This is a genomic window from Prevotella merdae (assembly GCF_900290275.1).
In the GTDB taxonomy this organism is placed as follows: domain Bacteria; phylum Bacteroidota; class Bacteroidia; order Bacteroidales; family Bacteroidaceae; genus Prevotella; species Prevotella merdae.
The window spans coordinates 904,094-917,234 of sequence record NZ_LT985323.1; the positions used below are offsets into that span (position 1 = coordinate 904,094).

Sequence of the window (13,141 nt, forward strand, 5' to 3'; positions counted from 1 at the left end):
TGAAATTTATGCTTACCTTTGTGCACAGCAAGCTATAACTTGGATATGTGGCATAAAGACCATGATATCCGTATTTTTTAAATCAGAAAAAAACTGTGTATGAAAATCTACTTTAATCATAAGGAAGAAATTTGGAACTCGTGGTCGCATGGTGCCGGTATAATTCTTGGCCTTGTTGTAGGTACCGCTTTCCTTGTTTGGTGTGGCTGGGCCCGCAATGGTTGGGCAACGGCAGGTATCATATTATATCTCTTCGGTATGCTGTCGAGCTACATAGCATCCACCGTATATCATGCTTTATCGGCATGGTCGCCTTGGAAGGAGAGATTGCGCAAGTGGGACCATGCTGCTATCTATTGGCACATAGCCGGATCGTATTCGCCCATAACGCTTGTTGCCCTGCGTGAATATGGCTATTGGGGATGGGCGCTCTTTATCTTTATATGGCTTGCGGCGATAGCCGGAACCGTAAAGAGTTTCATGGGACTTAAGGAGCATAGTTATGTAGAGACGGTGTGCTATGTAGTTATGGGCTTAAGTGTGCTTGTGGCTTTCGGTCCGCTGCTTCATAGTGTGGGTCCGTCTGCCGTAATATGGATAATTGCCGAGGGTGTGTGCTATATCACCGGTGCCTTGTTTTACTGTCTACGCAAGCGTCGCTTCATGCATACAGTTTTCCATTTCTTCGTACTCGCCGGCTCGGTATGCCATATCGTAGCCGTGTGGGATATACTGATGAAATGGTTGTAATATAGAATTGGTGGAGATAATGAAAGAATGGCTTTATAGCTGTCTTGTTTAAATAGAAATGAACGCTCGTTTCGATTGATATTTGGATTAGTATCAATTGAAACGAGCGTTCATTTTATATATAGCAACCTATCAATTCAGAACTGAAAAATTCAAAATCGCAGGCGAAGCCGAGAATAACTCCTAATTCAAAATTCAAAACTCCTAATTCTGACTGCGTCAGATTAGTGTGCCTCTAGCCAATTATTTCCCCAACCTGAGTCTGCCACGAGCGGAACCTGAAGTGTGTAGGCATTCTGCATTTCCTCAAGCACAATCTTTTCAACTTGCTCTTTCTCTTCGGGCAGAACAGAGAAGTTGAGTTCGTCGTGTACCTGAAGAATCATCTTCGACTTGATGCCCTCGCGACGGAAACGCTCGTATATTCTAATCATAGCAATCTTGATGATATCGGCTGCAGAGCCTTGTATAGGAGCGTTTATGGCGTTGCGCTCGGCAAAGTTGCGCACGGTAGCATTGTGCGAGGTAATGTCGGGCAGATAGCGTCGACGATGGAAGAAGGTTTCGGCATAGCCGTGTTCACGTGCCAGCTGCTTGGCCTTCTCCATATAGTCGTGCACTTGCGGGAATGTCTCGAAATAGCCATCGATGAGCTGTTTAGCCTCGTCGCGGCTTATCTCCAGACGTTCGGCAAGACCAAAGACAGTAATGCCGTAGATTATACCGAAATTGGCACGTTTGGCCTTGGTGCGCTGGTCGCGTGTCACATCATTTATATCTTCTTTGTATATGCGTGCTGCTGTTGCGGCATGTATGTCATAACCCTCGCGGAAGGCTTCAATCATGTTCTTGTCGCCAGAGAGATGTGCCATAACGCGAAGCTCAATCTGCGAGTAGTCGGCAGAGAAGAACAGGCATCCAGGCTCGGGGATAAAGCACTTGCGTATCTCTTTACCGTCCTCACCGCGAACAGGGATGTTCTGTAGGTTTGGGTCGGAAGAGGAGAGGCGTCCGGTGGCTGTAACCGCTTGATTGAAAGAGGTGTGTATATGTCCGGTATGCGGGTTGATAAGCTTGGGTAGGGCATCTACGTAGGTGCCGAGGAGTTTCTTAAGACCGCGGTGTTCGAGGATATGGTCTACGATAGGAGCCTTAGAGCGAAGCTGTTGGAGAACCTCCTCGGAAGTGACGTACTGGCCAGTCTTTGTCTTTTTGGGTTTGTCGACAATCTTCATTTCGCCAAAGAGCACCTCGCCAACTTGTTTGGGCGACGCTATATTGAACTGGTGTCCGGCAAGTTCGTAGATGTTCTTCTCAATCTGCGTCATTCTATCGGTAAACACCTTGGATGTCTCGGCGAGAGCATTCGTATCGAGCAGCACTCCGTTCATCTCCATCTCGGCAAGCACGGGTACAAGGGGCATCTCGATATTGTAGAACAAATCCTCGACATCGGCTTCCTTGAGCCGTGGTTTCAGTACATTATACAGACGCAGCGTAATGTCGGCATCCTCGGCTGCATAATCGCAGATGTCGGCAGGGGAGATGTCGCGCATGGTCTTTTGCGCTTTTCCCTTGGGGCCGATGAGTTCGTCGATGTGTATAGTCTGATAGTTGAGCAATGTCTCTGCAAGTATGTCCATGTTGTGTTTCTGCTCAGGTTGCAGCACATAGTGGGCAAGCATGGTGTCGAACATAGGAGCGGCGAGTCGCACACCGTAGTTCATCAGCACCTCCATGTCGTATTTGATGTTCTGTCCTATTTTTAGGATTTTGGAGCTCTCGTATAGAGGTTTAAATATATTAACAATTCTTTCCGCTTTTTCACGTTCTGCTGGAATAGCTACATAAAATGCCTTGCCTTCTTCAACAGAGAAGCTCAAACCTACCAATTCAGCATCAATTGGATTGATAGAAGTAGTCTCTGTATCTAAACAAAGAATTTGTTTTGTAATAAAAAAGTCAAATAATTTGCGCGCATCTTCCTCTGTTTCAATGAGTTTGTATTCGTGAGAAGTGGTTTTTAGGCTCTCAAAACTCGAAAAATCTGCATTAACCGCATCATTGGTCGGATTTTCGGCAAAGAGATCGAGTTGCATATTGGCCACTTTGGGTTGTTGTTGAGGCTTTTTGATAAACTTGTCTAAAAGCGACTTGAATTCTAACTCTGTGAATATTTCGGCGAGTTGGGTGAAGTCGGGTTCCTCTACTTTAAGTTCATCAAGATTAAGGTCGATAGGTACATCTGTACGAATAGTAGCGAGGAATTTAGACATACGTATGTCGTCTACAGCACTCTCTACTTTCTCCCGCAACTTGCCCTTGATCTTAGACGAATTGGCAAGCATGTTGTCAATGCTTCCAAATTCGGCTATAAGTTTAGCGGCAGTCTTTGGACCAACACCAGGACAACCAGGGAAGTTGTCGGCAGAGTCACCCATAAGTGCAAGAAGGTCGATAACCTGAGAAGTAGAAGAGAGATCATATTTCTCGCATACTTCAGATGGTCCCATGGTTTCGTATCCGCCACCATGTCGGGGGCGGAACATAAAGACATTGTCGGATACTAATTGACCGTAGTCCTTGTCAGGTGTAAGCATATATGTTGTAATGCCAACTTTGCCAGCTTTGGTTGCAAGTGTACCAATAACATCGTCGGCCTCGAATCCATCAACCTGAAGCACGGGTATGTGCATGGCCTTTATTATCTGCTTGATGATAGGCACCGAGGCGCGTATATCCTCTGGTGTCTCCTCACGTTGTGCTTTATATGAAGGGAAAGCTTCGTCGCGGAATGTCTTTCCATGATCGAAAGCAACACCTATGTGAGTAGGTTGCTCTTTGGTAAGAATCTCGTTAAGGGTATTAACAAAGCCCATAATGGCAGATGTGTTCATACCCTTTGAGTTTATACGTGGGTTCTTTATGAACGCATAGTATGCGCGGTAGATAAGCGCATAGGCGTCGAGAAGAAATAGCTTGTTCATTGTATTTAATATTGTTTTGGTGTAAAATTACAAAAAAAATGTCACTAATACCGGCAAAATAAGTAACTTTGTACGAAATATTATAATACAATGGATTATCTGTCAATCATAAAGCAACCCATAGAGGCGGAGCTCGCCGATTTTATCAGTCTTTTTAATAAGTCGCTATCGCATGAGGACGGCTTGCTAGGTTCAGCGCTTGAGCATATATGCAAGCGTGCTGGTAAGCGTATGCGTCCTATGCTGATACTACTAATGGCTAAGAACTTTGGGCAGATAAATTATGCCACGCAGAACGCAGCTGTGGGTTTGGAATTGTTGCATACAGCCTCGCTTGTGCATGACGATGTAGTAGATGAGAGTGGTGAACGACGTGGTCAAGCTTCGGTTAATGCTACGTACGATAATAAGGTGGCTGTGTTGGTGGGCGATTATATACTATCAACAGCTCTGTTGTGTGTGGCTCGCACACATTCGGAAGAGATTGTGACTTATTTGGCTGAGTTAGGACGCACGTTGTCGGACGGCGAGATTCTGCAGCTGTCTAACATCGGACGCAAGGACATATCTGAAGATGTGTATTATAACGTTATTAAGCAGAAGACTGCTGCGCTGTTTGAAGCTTGTTCGGGTATTGGTGCATTGTCATCAGGAGCCTCGGAGGAGGATGTCAAGGCGGCAAAGTTGTTCGGTCAGAACCTTGGTATAATCTTCCAAATACGCGACGATATATTCGATTATTACGACTCTACAGAGATAGGCAAACCTACCGGTAACGATATGGCTGAGGGAAAGCTTACTTTACCCGTGATATATGCTGTGAATAATGGTGGCAATGAATCGATGAGAGAGCTCGCGCTTAAGGTAAAGGAGCATGCGGTGTCGGCTGAGGAGATAGCCAAGCTTGTTGAATATACCAAGGAGAAGGGTGGTATTGAATATGCTGAGAGCCGTATGTGGGAGTTTCATGCGGAGGCGCAGCGTTTCTTGGATGATAAGGTGCAGCAGCCGGATGTTAAGGCGGCATTGCAGGCTTATCTGGACTATGTGATTAAGAGAACGAAGTAAGAGGGAGAGGGAGCCTCTCTCTATATATAAGAGCTAAGCCTCTTTAAGCCTTTCTGAGCCATAGGGCATAGGAAGGCTTAAAGAGGCTTAGCTCTTTTTTTTTTATATTGTCTATAGTGTTTCTAGTATATCTAGTGTTTATAGTATATCTTTTATCTCTTAGAAGAACTTTATCTGCTCGCCCTTAAGCTCGCTAAGCAGCATATTTGCAAGACGTGATGTTCCGAGACGAAGCCACTTGTTGGTGAGCCATTTCTCGCCGAGAACCTCCTTAACGATGGTGTAGTAGATAAGTGCATCCATAACACTATTGATGCCGCCAGCGGGCTTGAAACCTATCTGTATGCCAGTCTTGTCGTAGTACTCCTTAATGGCTTGGCACATAACGTAGGCAGCCTCTGGGGTGGCAGCGGGCTCAAGCTTGCCAGTAGAGGTCTTTATGTAATCAGCCCCAGCATACATAGAAAGGATGGATGCTTTCTTGATGTTAGATGCTGTCTTGAGGGCACCAGTTTCAAGTATAACCTTCATGGCAACATCCTCGCCGCAGGCAGCCTTAAGCTCTGCAATATCGTCGCATACACCTTCGTAGTCGCCAGAGAGGAACTTGCCTACTGGCATAACGATATCAATCTCTGTAGCACCGTCGGCAACAGCAAGCGATGTCTCAGCTACCTTTACCTCGATACGAGCCTGAGAAGAAGGGAATGAGCCTGATACGCAAGCAATTTCTACACCGTCTACCTCAAGCGACTCTGCTACAGTCTTGGCAAAGCAAGGATATACGCATATTGTAGCTACATGGGGTAGATCGGGATATTCGTTGTCGAAGTCGTTTACACGTTCGGTGAATGCCAATACGCTTGTGTCGCTATCGGTAGTCTTGAGGGTTGTAAGCTCAATGCTGCCGAAAAGAAAACGCTTAACGTCCATGTTATCATTTTCGGGTACTTTCTCGGCGATAATCTTGCGTACGGCATCGCGTACTTCTTGGTCGTCGATATTAGTGTTGTACTTGGCAAGCGCCTCTTCATACTTGCTCGGGGTTTGCTGAGCATTCTGGTTCTCCAGATCGTTCAGGATAATGTCTTTAATAATTCCCATTTCTGTTTTTATTTGGTTTGTTGTTTACTTCGCTTTCTATATATTATAGATTCTATTCTTTATATAGTTTGGGGTTGTTTTTATGGCGTTCTTTGTCGCGTTTTGTTTTCTTGTCGAAGCTCTTTTGCAGGGCTTCGGTAAGGTCGACACCGGTTTGGTTGGCAAGGCAGATGAGCACCCAAAGGATGTCTGCCATCTCCTCAGACGGGTCGTGCGATTCGCCCTCCTTAAAACTCTGGTCGCCATAGCGGCGAGCCATAATGCGGGCAAGTTCGCCCACTTCCTCTGTAAGGCAAGCCATATTGGTAAGCTCGGAGAAATAGCGCACGCCATACTCCTTTATCCAACGGTCTACCGCCTCTTGCGCTTCCTTTATTGTCATATCTTTATTGTGCTATTTATATCTCCATCGAATATCCCATAAGTTTCATAAATAGGATGTATACAAGCCATATGGCGAACGTCGCAATGAAACAAATACGGAATATAGTCCTTATCTTTTTAGACCTCTTGGCTGCACGGAAAGGGTGGGGAAAATCAATGTAGGTATTAATACTGAAACCTATCATTATCAACATACATCCCGTAAATTTATACCATGCAATCTCTGCTCCCCACGACTTAGAAGTGCTTAACATTACTAAGCCTATAAAGTTCAGGATGTATGCGATTACAGATATATAATCCTTTGTACTATCCTTCATTGCTTACTCCTTGTTTTTGGTGTCCATGCAGATTGTTACCGGACCATCGTTGAGTAGCTCTACCTTCATGTCGGCTCCGAATTCTCCAGTGCCCACTTCTTTGCTGAGGGCTGCTGAAAGTTTGTTACAAAACTCCTCGTATAGCGGAACAGAAATATCGTGGCTTGCAGCACGGAACCATGATGGGCGGTTGCCCTTTTTATATGATGCGTATAGCGTAAACTGGCTAACCACTAATGCCTCGCCCTGAACGTCGATGATAGAGCGGTTCATAACGCCGTTCTCGTCGTCGAATACGCGTAGGGCAGACACTTTCTTCACAAGCCAGTCAACGTCCTCGGATGTGTCGGTAGCCTCGATGCCGAGGAGCAGAAGGAAGCCATTGCCAATGCTCGACTTAATAGAACCGTTTATGGTGACAGATGCGTGCTGCACACGCTGTATAACTGTTCTCATATATCAGTTTTGGTTTTTTATATTTTGGTTGTTTTATATGTGTTTTGGAGGCTTGGCGCCTTTTATCACTTTACTATACAAAGATATTATAAAATTCCGATACGGGCAAGTAATAATTAAAAATCATATAAAATACTATCCATTTGTTATCGATTTTATTAGTTTTCCTTTGAAATCTCATAGGAATTTGATAAATTTGCAAAGTGAAACAGAATAGTAATTTTACGTATAATATAAAGTATGAACTACAGATTAGGTAAAGACTTTTAGTTTTTAGTATAATTTGATATAAGGATTGGCTTGTTTGTGGCTCGTGAGAGTCGTAGCAGGCAAGGAAGATTTACATAATCTTCTCTGTGTGTGCGCTACGGTCGTGAGATCTTGGCGCATTTTTATATCTTTCTGTTTGGGCTCTTTTGTCTGTTTTATGGTCTGTTTCAACCTTTATTCTGTCTTTTTTAATGCTTCTTTTATCTTTGTAGCTTTTGCTGCTCCCACAACTTTTTCTATATCTTCTATAGATGCCTCTTGTATGCGTTTGACGCTTTTGAAGGCTTTGATTAGACGGTCGCGTGTGACGGGTCCAATTCCTGCTATATCATCGAGTGCACTGTGTAAGGCATGCTTCGATCGCTTGTCACGGTGGAAGGTTATGGCATAGCGGTGCACCTCATCTTGAATCTGCGTCAATACATGGAACAGTTCTGAGTCGGTTTTAATAGCTATGGTCATAGGAGGATTGCCAAAGAGCAGCTCGTTGGTGCGGTGATGGTCGTTCTTGGCGAGTCCAGCGATAGGAATGTTAAGGTGTAGCTCGCCTTCGACAACCTGTTTCACTACGTTCATTTGTCCTTGTCCACCGTCGGTAATGATGAGGTCGGGCAGGGTAGTGCCTTCTTCTATCATTCGTGAATAGCGTCGGCGTACAACCTCCTGCATTGAGGCGTAGTCGTCGGGGCCAGCAACTGTTTTGATATTGTACTTGCGATAGTCTTTCTTCGATGGTTTCATGCTCTTGAATACGACGCATCCTGCCACGGCATCGGTACCAGATATATTGGAGTTGTCGAAACATTCTATATGATACGGCAGCTTTTGAAGTTGCAGTTTTTGTTGTAGCTCCTTCATCAGACGGGTTTGTTTCTGCTCGGGGTTAAGCTTTTCAGTCTGCTTTAATCGGTCGAACTTGTATTGCTTGCAGTTCATCTCGCCAAGTTCTAAAAGGTGCTTTTTGTCGCCACGCTGCGGAACTATGAATGTAACCTTGGAAAGTTGCCAGTCCATTTCAAACGGAACAATTATTTCCTTAGCTTTACTTTGGAATCTATCGCGTATTTCGGGTATTGCGGTAAGCAATAATTCGCGGTCGGTTTCATATAGTTTACGTTTGTACTCGAATGTGAAGCTTTGGTTTACAGAGCCATTCTTGACGTGTATGTAGTTGATGAAAGCTGTGTTACTAATTGTGTCGTCGACAATAGTGAAAACGTCGACGTCGGTTATTGTGTGACTAACAACCTCGCTCTTGGCACAGAATCCTTCGATGAGAAGGTACTTTTGTTTCAACTCTTCGGCTTCTTCAAACTTCAAGTCTTCGGCTTTTTGTAGCATTTCCTCGTATACGTGTTGCGATAGTTGGCGCGTGTTGCCTTTCAATATTTCACGAGCCTGTGCGATGGAAGCTTGATAATCTTCCAACGATTGCTTGCCACAACATGGGGCTTTGCAGTTGTGTATGTGGTATTCGAGACACGGTTTATACTTTCCCTTTTCGATGCCTTCCTTTGTTATAGGAATACGGCAAGTGCGAGGCTTATAAAGTTTGTGTATAAGTTCGAGCACGGCAAACATACTGCCTGTGTTGGAGTATGGTCCGAAGAAGGTTCCATATTTCTTATTAATATGTCGTGTTTTGAAGACTCGAGGTAGATATTCGTTAGTAACACAGATGCTTGGGTAGGTCTTGCCGTCTTTAAGAAGAACGTTGTAGCGTGGGCTGTACTTCTTTATAAGACAGTTTTCCAGTAGTAGGGCATCCTCCTCTGTATTGACGACGGTGTAGCTGATGTCCTCAATCTTTGATACCAGCACCTTTGTTTTAAACCTGTCTACCTCTTTGTGGAAGTAGCTTGAGACGCGCTGTTTAAGACGTTTAGCCTTGCCTACATATATTATAGTGTGGCTTGCATCGTAGAATTGGTAACTGCCCGGTTTTTCTGGCATGTTGAGTACGATGTTCTTAAGACGTTCTATGCGCTTTGCGTTTTCTTCCTTTGTCATGGTTGCCTGTTGTTTATATGATGAGCTACCTACTGTTGTGGTGTTCGACTGCCTGTTGTTGGTACAGTGTTGTCTGATGTTTGTTTTGCCTGTTCTATCTGTAAGTGCTTTGAAACTAAGAGGTTTGATAATTGTTGTTTCACGTGGAACTGTAAGGTATGTAACGGTAGAGTATATCTCTTCTGTTATCTTGCTCTTATACAAAGGCGCGGCAGGCTTGTAGCCTGTCGCGCCTGTTTTTTGTTTCAAAGCATGTACAGCTCTTTCCTGTTGATTGTCAGTGTTGATGCTAGTCGTTAGCCAGCAAGACTCCTGTTCCTGTTAAATCTGTATCAGCGATGAAATTTCGATATCCTCGTCAAAACCTTCGCGTCCGTTAAGACCTTCGTTTACAAGCTCGATGATGAAGTTGGCGTATACCTTCTTAGGGTGAAACTTCTTAACGAGGTTGCAAGCAGCCTTCATTGTGCCGCCTGTTGCAAGAAGGTCGTCGTGCAGAAGGATAACGTCGTTTTCATCGATGGCATCCTTATGAATCTCTATAGTATCCTTGCCATACTCCTTGGCATAGCTTTCCTGTACTGTATCGCAAGGTAGTTTGCCAGGCTTGCGGCAAAGAACAACACCTGCACCCAGACGAAGGGCGAGGGCAGACGACATAACGAAGCCGCGCGACTCGATGCCGACAATCTTGGTTATGCCTTTGTCCTTGTAGAGATCGTACATTTCATCGCAAATCTCTTGCAGACATTTGTTGTTTTTGAAGAGTGTGGTAACGTCACGGAAGTTGACTCCCTTCTTTGGCCAATCTGGTATGCAACGCAGATTGTCAAGCAATAGTTTGTTGTTCATTTTCAGCTGTTTATTATATGTTTGTTATTCTTTTTGTTTCACGTGAAACTTTACCTGTGCATCAGTACAAGCAGTACGTTGATGTCGCTTGGCGATACACCAGGAATGCGCGATGCCTGTCCGAGAGTTTCAGGGTTTATGCGTATAAGCTTCTGTCTACCCTCTGTTGATATCTCGTGAAGTTGCTCGTAGTTGAAATGTCCCTTTATGCGGATGTCTTCCAACCGGTGCATCTTGTCGGCAATCTGTCGTTCGCGCTTTATGTAACCGTCGTACTTTATCAATACTTCGGCTTCTTCCACAATCTCCTCCTGTCTTGCGTCGTCTGTATCGAGCGCCGCCTTGAGGGAAGGAAGGACAGAGGCGAGTTGTTTGATGCTTAGTTGTGGACGAGCCACAAGGCTTGCTATTGTAGCGCCAAACTGCATTGGTGTGGTGCCGAACGATTCGAGAGCCGCGTTTATGTCGCGAGGCTTAACGTTGGTAGAGTTGCAGAAGTTGATGATACGTTCGGTTTCTGCCTTCTTCTTAAGCCATAGGTCGTAGCGTTCTCGAGAAGCTAGACCTAAGTTATAAGCACGTTCTGTGAGTCGTGCGTCGGCATTGTCTTGTCGTAGAAGTATGCGATACTCGGCTCTAGAGGTGAACATGCGGTAAGGCTCGTCAACACCCTTCGTCGTAAGGTCGTCTATCAAGACTCCTATATAACCCTCGTCGCGTTTCATGATGAACGGTTCAGAGCCACCGCAGAGTAGGGCGGCATTAATACCTGCCATAGTACCTTGCCCGCCAGCTTCCTCATATCCTGTGGTTCCGTTTACCTGTCCAGCAAAGAAGAGGCCCTTTATTTTCTTCGACTCCAATGAAGGCTTAAGTTGTGTAGGATCGAAGTAATCGTATTCTATAGCATAGCCCGGTCGGTAAACCTTGATATCTCTGAAAGCTTTAATCTTCTTTAAAGCGGCAAGCTGTACGTCCATAGGCATAGACGAGGAGAATCCGTTAAGGTACATTTCGTTGGTATTCTCGCCTTCAGGTTCTAGAAACAGCGGGTGCTGGTCCTTGTCGGGGAACGTTACGAGTTTTGTCTCAATAGACGGACAATAGCGAGGTCCGGTAGACTTTATCTGTCCGTTGTAGAGTGGGGATTCGGCAATGGCGTCGCGCAGTGTGTCGTGCACCTCTTTGTTGGTGTATGTTGTCCAACACGGAAGCTGTTTCAAGTGTTTCGGAGCCGTCATGTACGAAAATCCGTGGTAGTCGGTCTCGCCTGGCTGACACTCCATATCCTCGAAGTGAACCGATCGACGATCTATACGCACGGGAGTTCCCGTCTTCATTCTTGCCGATGTTATGCCGTGACGTGTAATGCTCTCAGTGAATTGTAGTACGGCTGGTTCGGCACATCGTCCTCCTGGCACCTTACGTCTGCCAACGTGCATCAGTCCGTTGAGAAAGGTGCCGGCTGTTATGACTACAGCCTTGGCGTGGAACGTTACCCCCCAGACCGTCTCGACCCCCACTGCCTCGCAATTCTTCACAAGCAACTCGCAGGCTTCGTCTTGCCAAATATCTAGCCCGTCTATACGGTCGAGACGTGAGCGCCATTCCCAAATAAACTTGCCGCGGTCGCATTGTGCTCTCGGGCTCCATACTGCAGGACCCTTGCCTCGGTTGAGCATGCGAAACTGTATGGATGTGGCATCGGTCACAAGACCCATCTCGCCGCCTAAGGCATCAATCTCGCGCACTATCTGTCCCTTGGCAATACCGCCAACGGCTGGGTTGCAACTCATCTGTCCTATTTTGTTCATGTCCATCGTTATTAGGCACGTCTTGGCACCCATTCGGGCTGCCGCTGCTGCAGCCTCACAACCGGCGTGTCCGCCGCCTATAACGATAACGTCGTAATTAAAATTCATATATTGATTGTCAATAATATTTTGTATGGTACGGCTCAATTTAGTATCTACTAAGTTTCCCTTCGCAAAATTAAGAATAAAAAATGATTTTTGAAGAGAAATAGTTTGATTTATCATCAAATTTCAGTATTTTTGCAGTCTGTAAGGACACGGCATATACCTATTATATAGTATAGCACAAAATTACGTGTTATGTTATATGTTCCATAACCGGATTCTCTTCATTAAGAAAGTAAGCCGCAACCTTATTATGGCACCGCCGCGACGGCGAGGCCTCCAAATATTGGAATCAATAATTCTAACATTTAATAATTTTTTTAATTCAAATCATTTATGTGGTTAATCAATTCATCCATCGGTAGAAAGGTGGTGATGTCCTTGACTGGTATCGCCCTTGTTCTATTCTTGACATTCCACATGTCAATGAATGTTGCAGCTCTCTTCTCTGGAGACGCTTACAACATGATCTGTGAGTTCCTCGGCGCCAACTGGTATGCCGTAGTAGCGACAATGGGCTTGGCTGCCCTCGCAGTAATCCACATCGTTTATGCCTTCTGGCTCACGATGCAGAACCGCGCAGCCCGTGGCAACTCTCGTTACGAGGTAACAGCAAAGCCTAAGGGTGTTGAGTGGGCATCTCAGAACATGCTCGTTCTTGGCATCATCATCGTTCTCGGTCTGTTGCTCCACCTCTTCAACTTCTGGTACAACATGATGTTTGCCGAGCTTATGGGCTTCGAGGGCGTATGTGCACCTGCAGACGGTTTCGGCTGGATCAAGGAGACATTTGCCAACCCGGTTTACGTTGTTCTCTACATCGTATGGCTCGTAGCTCTCTGGTTGCACCTCACACACGGTTTCTGGAGCGCAATGCAGACATTCGGCTGGAATGGTAAGGTATGGTTCAACCGTTGGAAGGTTATCGGTCAGGTTTACTCAACCCTCCTCGTCCTCGGTTTCCTCGTAGTAGTAATTGCTTTCGCACTTGGTTGCGCACCAAGCCTCTGCTGCTAATTAA

The 13,141-nt window shown here is 45.4% G+C and carries 11 protein-coding genes; 3 read left to right on the plus strand and 8 right to left on the minus strand.

The window, feature by feature from the left end; genetic code table 11:
• The first annotated feature begins 99 nt into the window (after positions 1 to 99).
• A complete protein-coding gene (gene trhA, locus C9991_RS03635) occupies positions 100 to 750 on the plus strand; it encodes a PAQR family membrane homeostasis protein TrhA (RefSeq protein WP_106811243.1) in 651 nt (216 codons plus the stop codon).
• A 224-nt stretch (positions 751 to 974) separates the two neighbouring features.
• On the opposite strand, the gene polA is transcribed toward trhA, so the two are convergent.
• Positions 975 to 3,737 carry a DNA polymerase I gene (polA, locus tag C9991_RS03640; protein ID WP_106811244.1) on the minus strand — a complete coding sequence of 921 codons (2,763 nt, stop codon included), beginning with the start codon at positions 3,735 to 3,737 and terminating at the stop codon, positions 975 to 977.
• 90 nt (positions 3,738 to 3,827) lie between these two features.
• Between polA and C9991_RS03645 the strand changes: the two genes are divergently transcribed.
• Positions 3,828 to 4,805, plus strand: coding sequence for a polyprenyl synthetase family protein (locus C9991_RS03645; protein WP_106811245.1), 978 nt, complete (start codon positions 3,828 to 3,830; stop codon positions 4,803 to 4,805).
• Positions 4,806 to 4,964: 159 nt separating this feature from the next.
• Here the strand turns inward: C9991_RS03645 and deoC are convergent, their stop codons facing one another.
• The 7 genes from deoC to mnmG all read right to left on the minus strand — a co-directional run bounded on the left by deoC (position 4,965) and on the right by mnmG (position 12,123).
• Entirely contained in the window at positions 4,965 to 5,909 is a 945-nt protein-coding gene (gene deoC, locus C9991_RS03650) for a deoxyribose-phosphate aldolase (protein ID WP_106811246.1), read from the minus strand.
• Positions 5,910 to 5,961: 52 nt separating this feature from the next.
• Positions 5,962 to 6,291, minus strand: a complete 330-nt coding sequence (locus tag C9991_RS03655) for a nucleotide pyrophosphohydrolase (RefSeq protein WP_106811247.1) — start codon at positions 6,289 to 6,291, stop codon at positions 5,962 to 5,964.
• A 16-nt stretch (positions 6,292 to 6,307) separates the two neighbouring features.
• On the minus strand, positions 6,308 to 6,613 hold the full coding sequence (locus tag C9991_RS03660) for a hypothetical protein (RefSeq protein ID WP_106811248.1): 306 nt from the start codon (positions 6,611 to 6,613) through the stop codon (positions 6,308 to 6,310).
• A gap of 3 nt (positions 6,614 to 6,616) precedes the next feature.
• A complete protein-coding gene (gene dtd, locus C9991_RS03665) occupies positions 6,617 to 7,069 on the minus strand; it encodes a D-aminoacyl-tRNA deacylase (RefSeq protein ID WP_106811249.1) in 453 nt (150 codons plus the stop codon).
• Between the two features lie 444 nt (positions 7,070 to 7,513).
• A complete protein-coding gene (uvrC, locus tag C9991_RS03670) occupies positions 7,514 to 9,349 on the minus strand; it encodes an excinuclease ABC subunit UvrC (protein ID WP_106811737.1) in 1,836 nt (611 codons plus the stop codon).
• Positions 9,350 to 9,670: 321 nt separating this feature from the next.
• Positions 9,671 to 10,201: an adenine phosphoribosyltransferase gene (locus C9991_RS03675; protein ID WP_106811250.1), complete on the minus strand. Its 531-nt coding sequence runs from the start codon at positions 10,199 to 10,201 to the stop codon at positions 9,671 to 9,673.
• Between the two features lie 50 nt (positions 10,202 to 10,251).
• A complete protein-coding gene (gene mnmG / locus C9991_RS03680; protein WP_106811738.1) occupies positions 10,252 to 12,123 on the minus strand; it encodes a tRNA uridine-5-carboxymethylaminomethyl(34) synthesis enzyme MnmG in 1,872 nt (623 codons plus the stop codon).
• 333 nt (positions 12,124 to 12,456) lie between these two features.
• Here mnmG and C9991_RS03685 point away from each other — a divergent pair, with 333 nt between their 5' ends.
• Complete coding sequence (locus C9991_RS03685) at positions 12,457 to 13,137, plus strand: succinate dehydrogenase/fumarate reductase cytochrome b subunit (RefSeq protein ID WP_106811251.1); 681 nt, start codon at positions 12,457 to 12,459, stop codon at positions 13,135 to 13,137.
• The last annotated feature ends 4 nt before the right edge of the window (positions 13,138 to 13,141 follow it).

Excerpts from the sequence above, each read along its gene's own strand:
- trhA (WP_106811243.1), top strand. The coding sequence starts at position 100 with ATGAAAATCTACTTTAATCATAAGGAAGAAATTTGGAACTCGTGGTCG.
- polA (WP_106811244.1), bottom strand. The coding sequence starts at position 3,737 with ATGAACAAGCTATTTCTTCTCGACGCCTATGCGCTTATCTACCGCGCA.
- C9991_RS03645 (WP_106811245.1), top strand. The coding sequence starts at position 3,828 with ATGGATTATCTGTCAATCATAAAGCAACCCATAGAGGCGGAGCTCGCC.
- deoC (WP_106811246.1), bottom strand. The coding sequence starts at position 5,909 with ATGGGAATTATTAAAGACATTATCCTGAACGATCTGGAGAACCAGAAT.
- C9991_RS03655 (WP_106811247.1), bottom strand. The coding sequence starts at position 6,291 with ATGACAATAAAGGAAGCGCAAGAGGCGGTAGACCGTTGGATAAAGGAG.
- C9991_RS03660 (WP_106811248.1), bottom strand. The coding sequence starts at position 6,613 with ATGAAGGATAGTACAAAGGATTATATATCTGTAATCGCATACATCCTG.
- dtd (WP_106811249.1), bottom strand. The coding sequence starts at position 7,069 with ATGAGAACAGTTATACAGCGTGTGCAGCACGCATCTGTCACCATAAAC.
- uvrC (WP_106811737.1), bottom strand. The coding sequence starts at position 9,349 with ATGACAAAGGAAGAAAACGCAAAGCGCATAGAACGTCTTAAGAACATC.
- C9991_RS03675 (WP_106811250.1), bottom strand. The coding sequence starts at position 10,201 with ATGAACAACAAACTATTGCTTGACAATCTGCGTTGCATACCAGATTGG.
- mnmG (WP_106811738.1), bottom strand. The coding sequence starts at position 12,123 with ATGAATTTTAATTACGACGTTATCGTTATAGGCGGCGGACACGCCGGT.
- C9991_RS03685 (WP_106811251.1), top strand. The coding sequence starts at position 12,457 with ATGTGGTTAATCAATTCATCCATCGGTAGAAAGGTGGTGATGTCCTTG.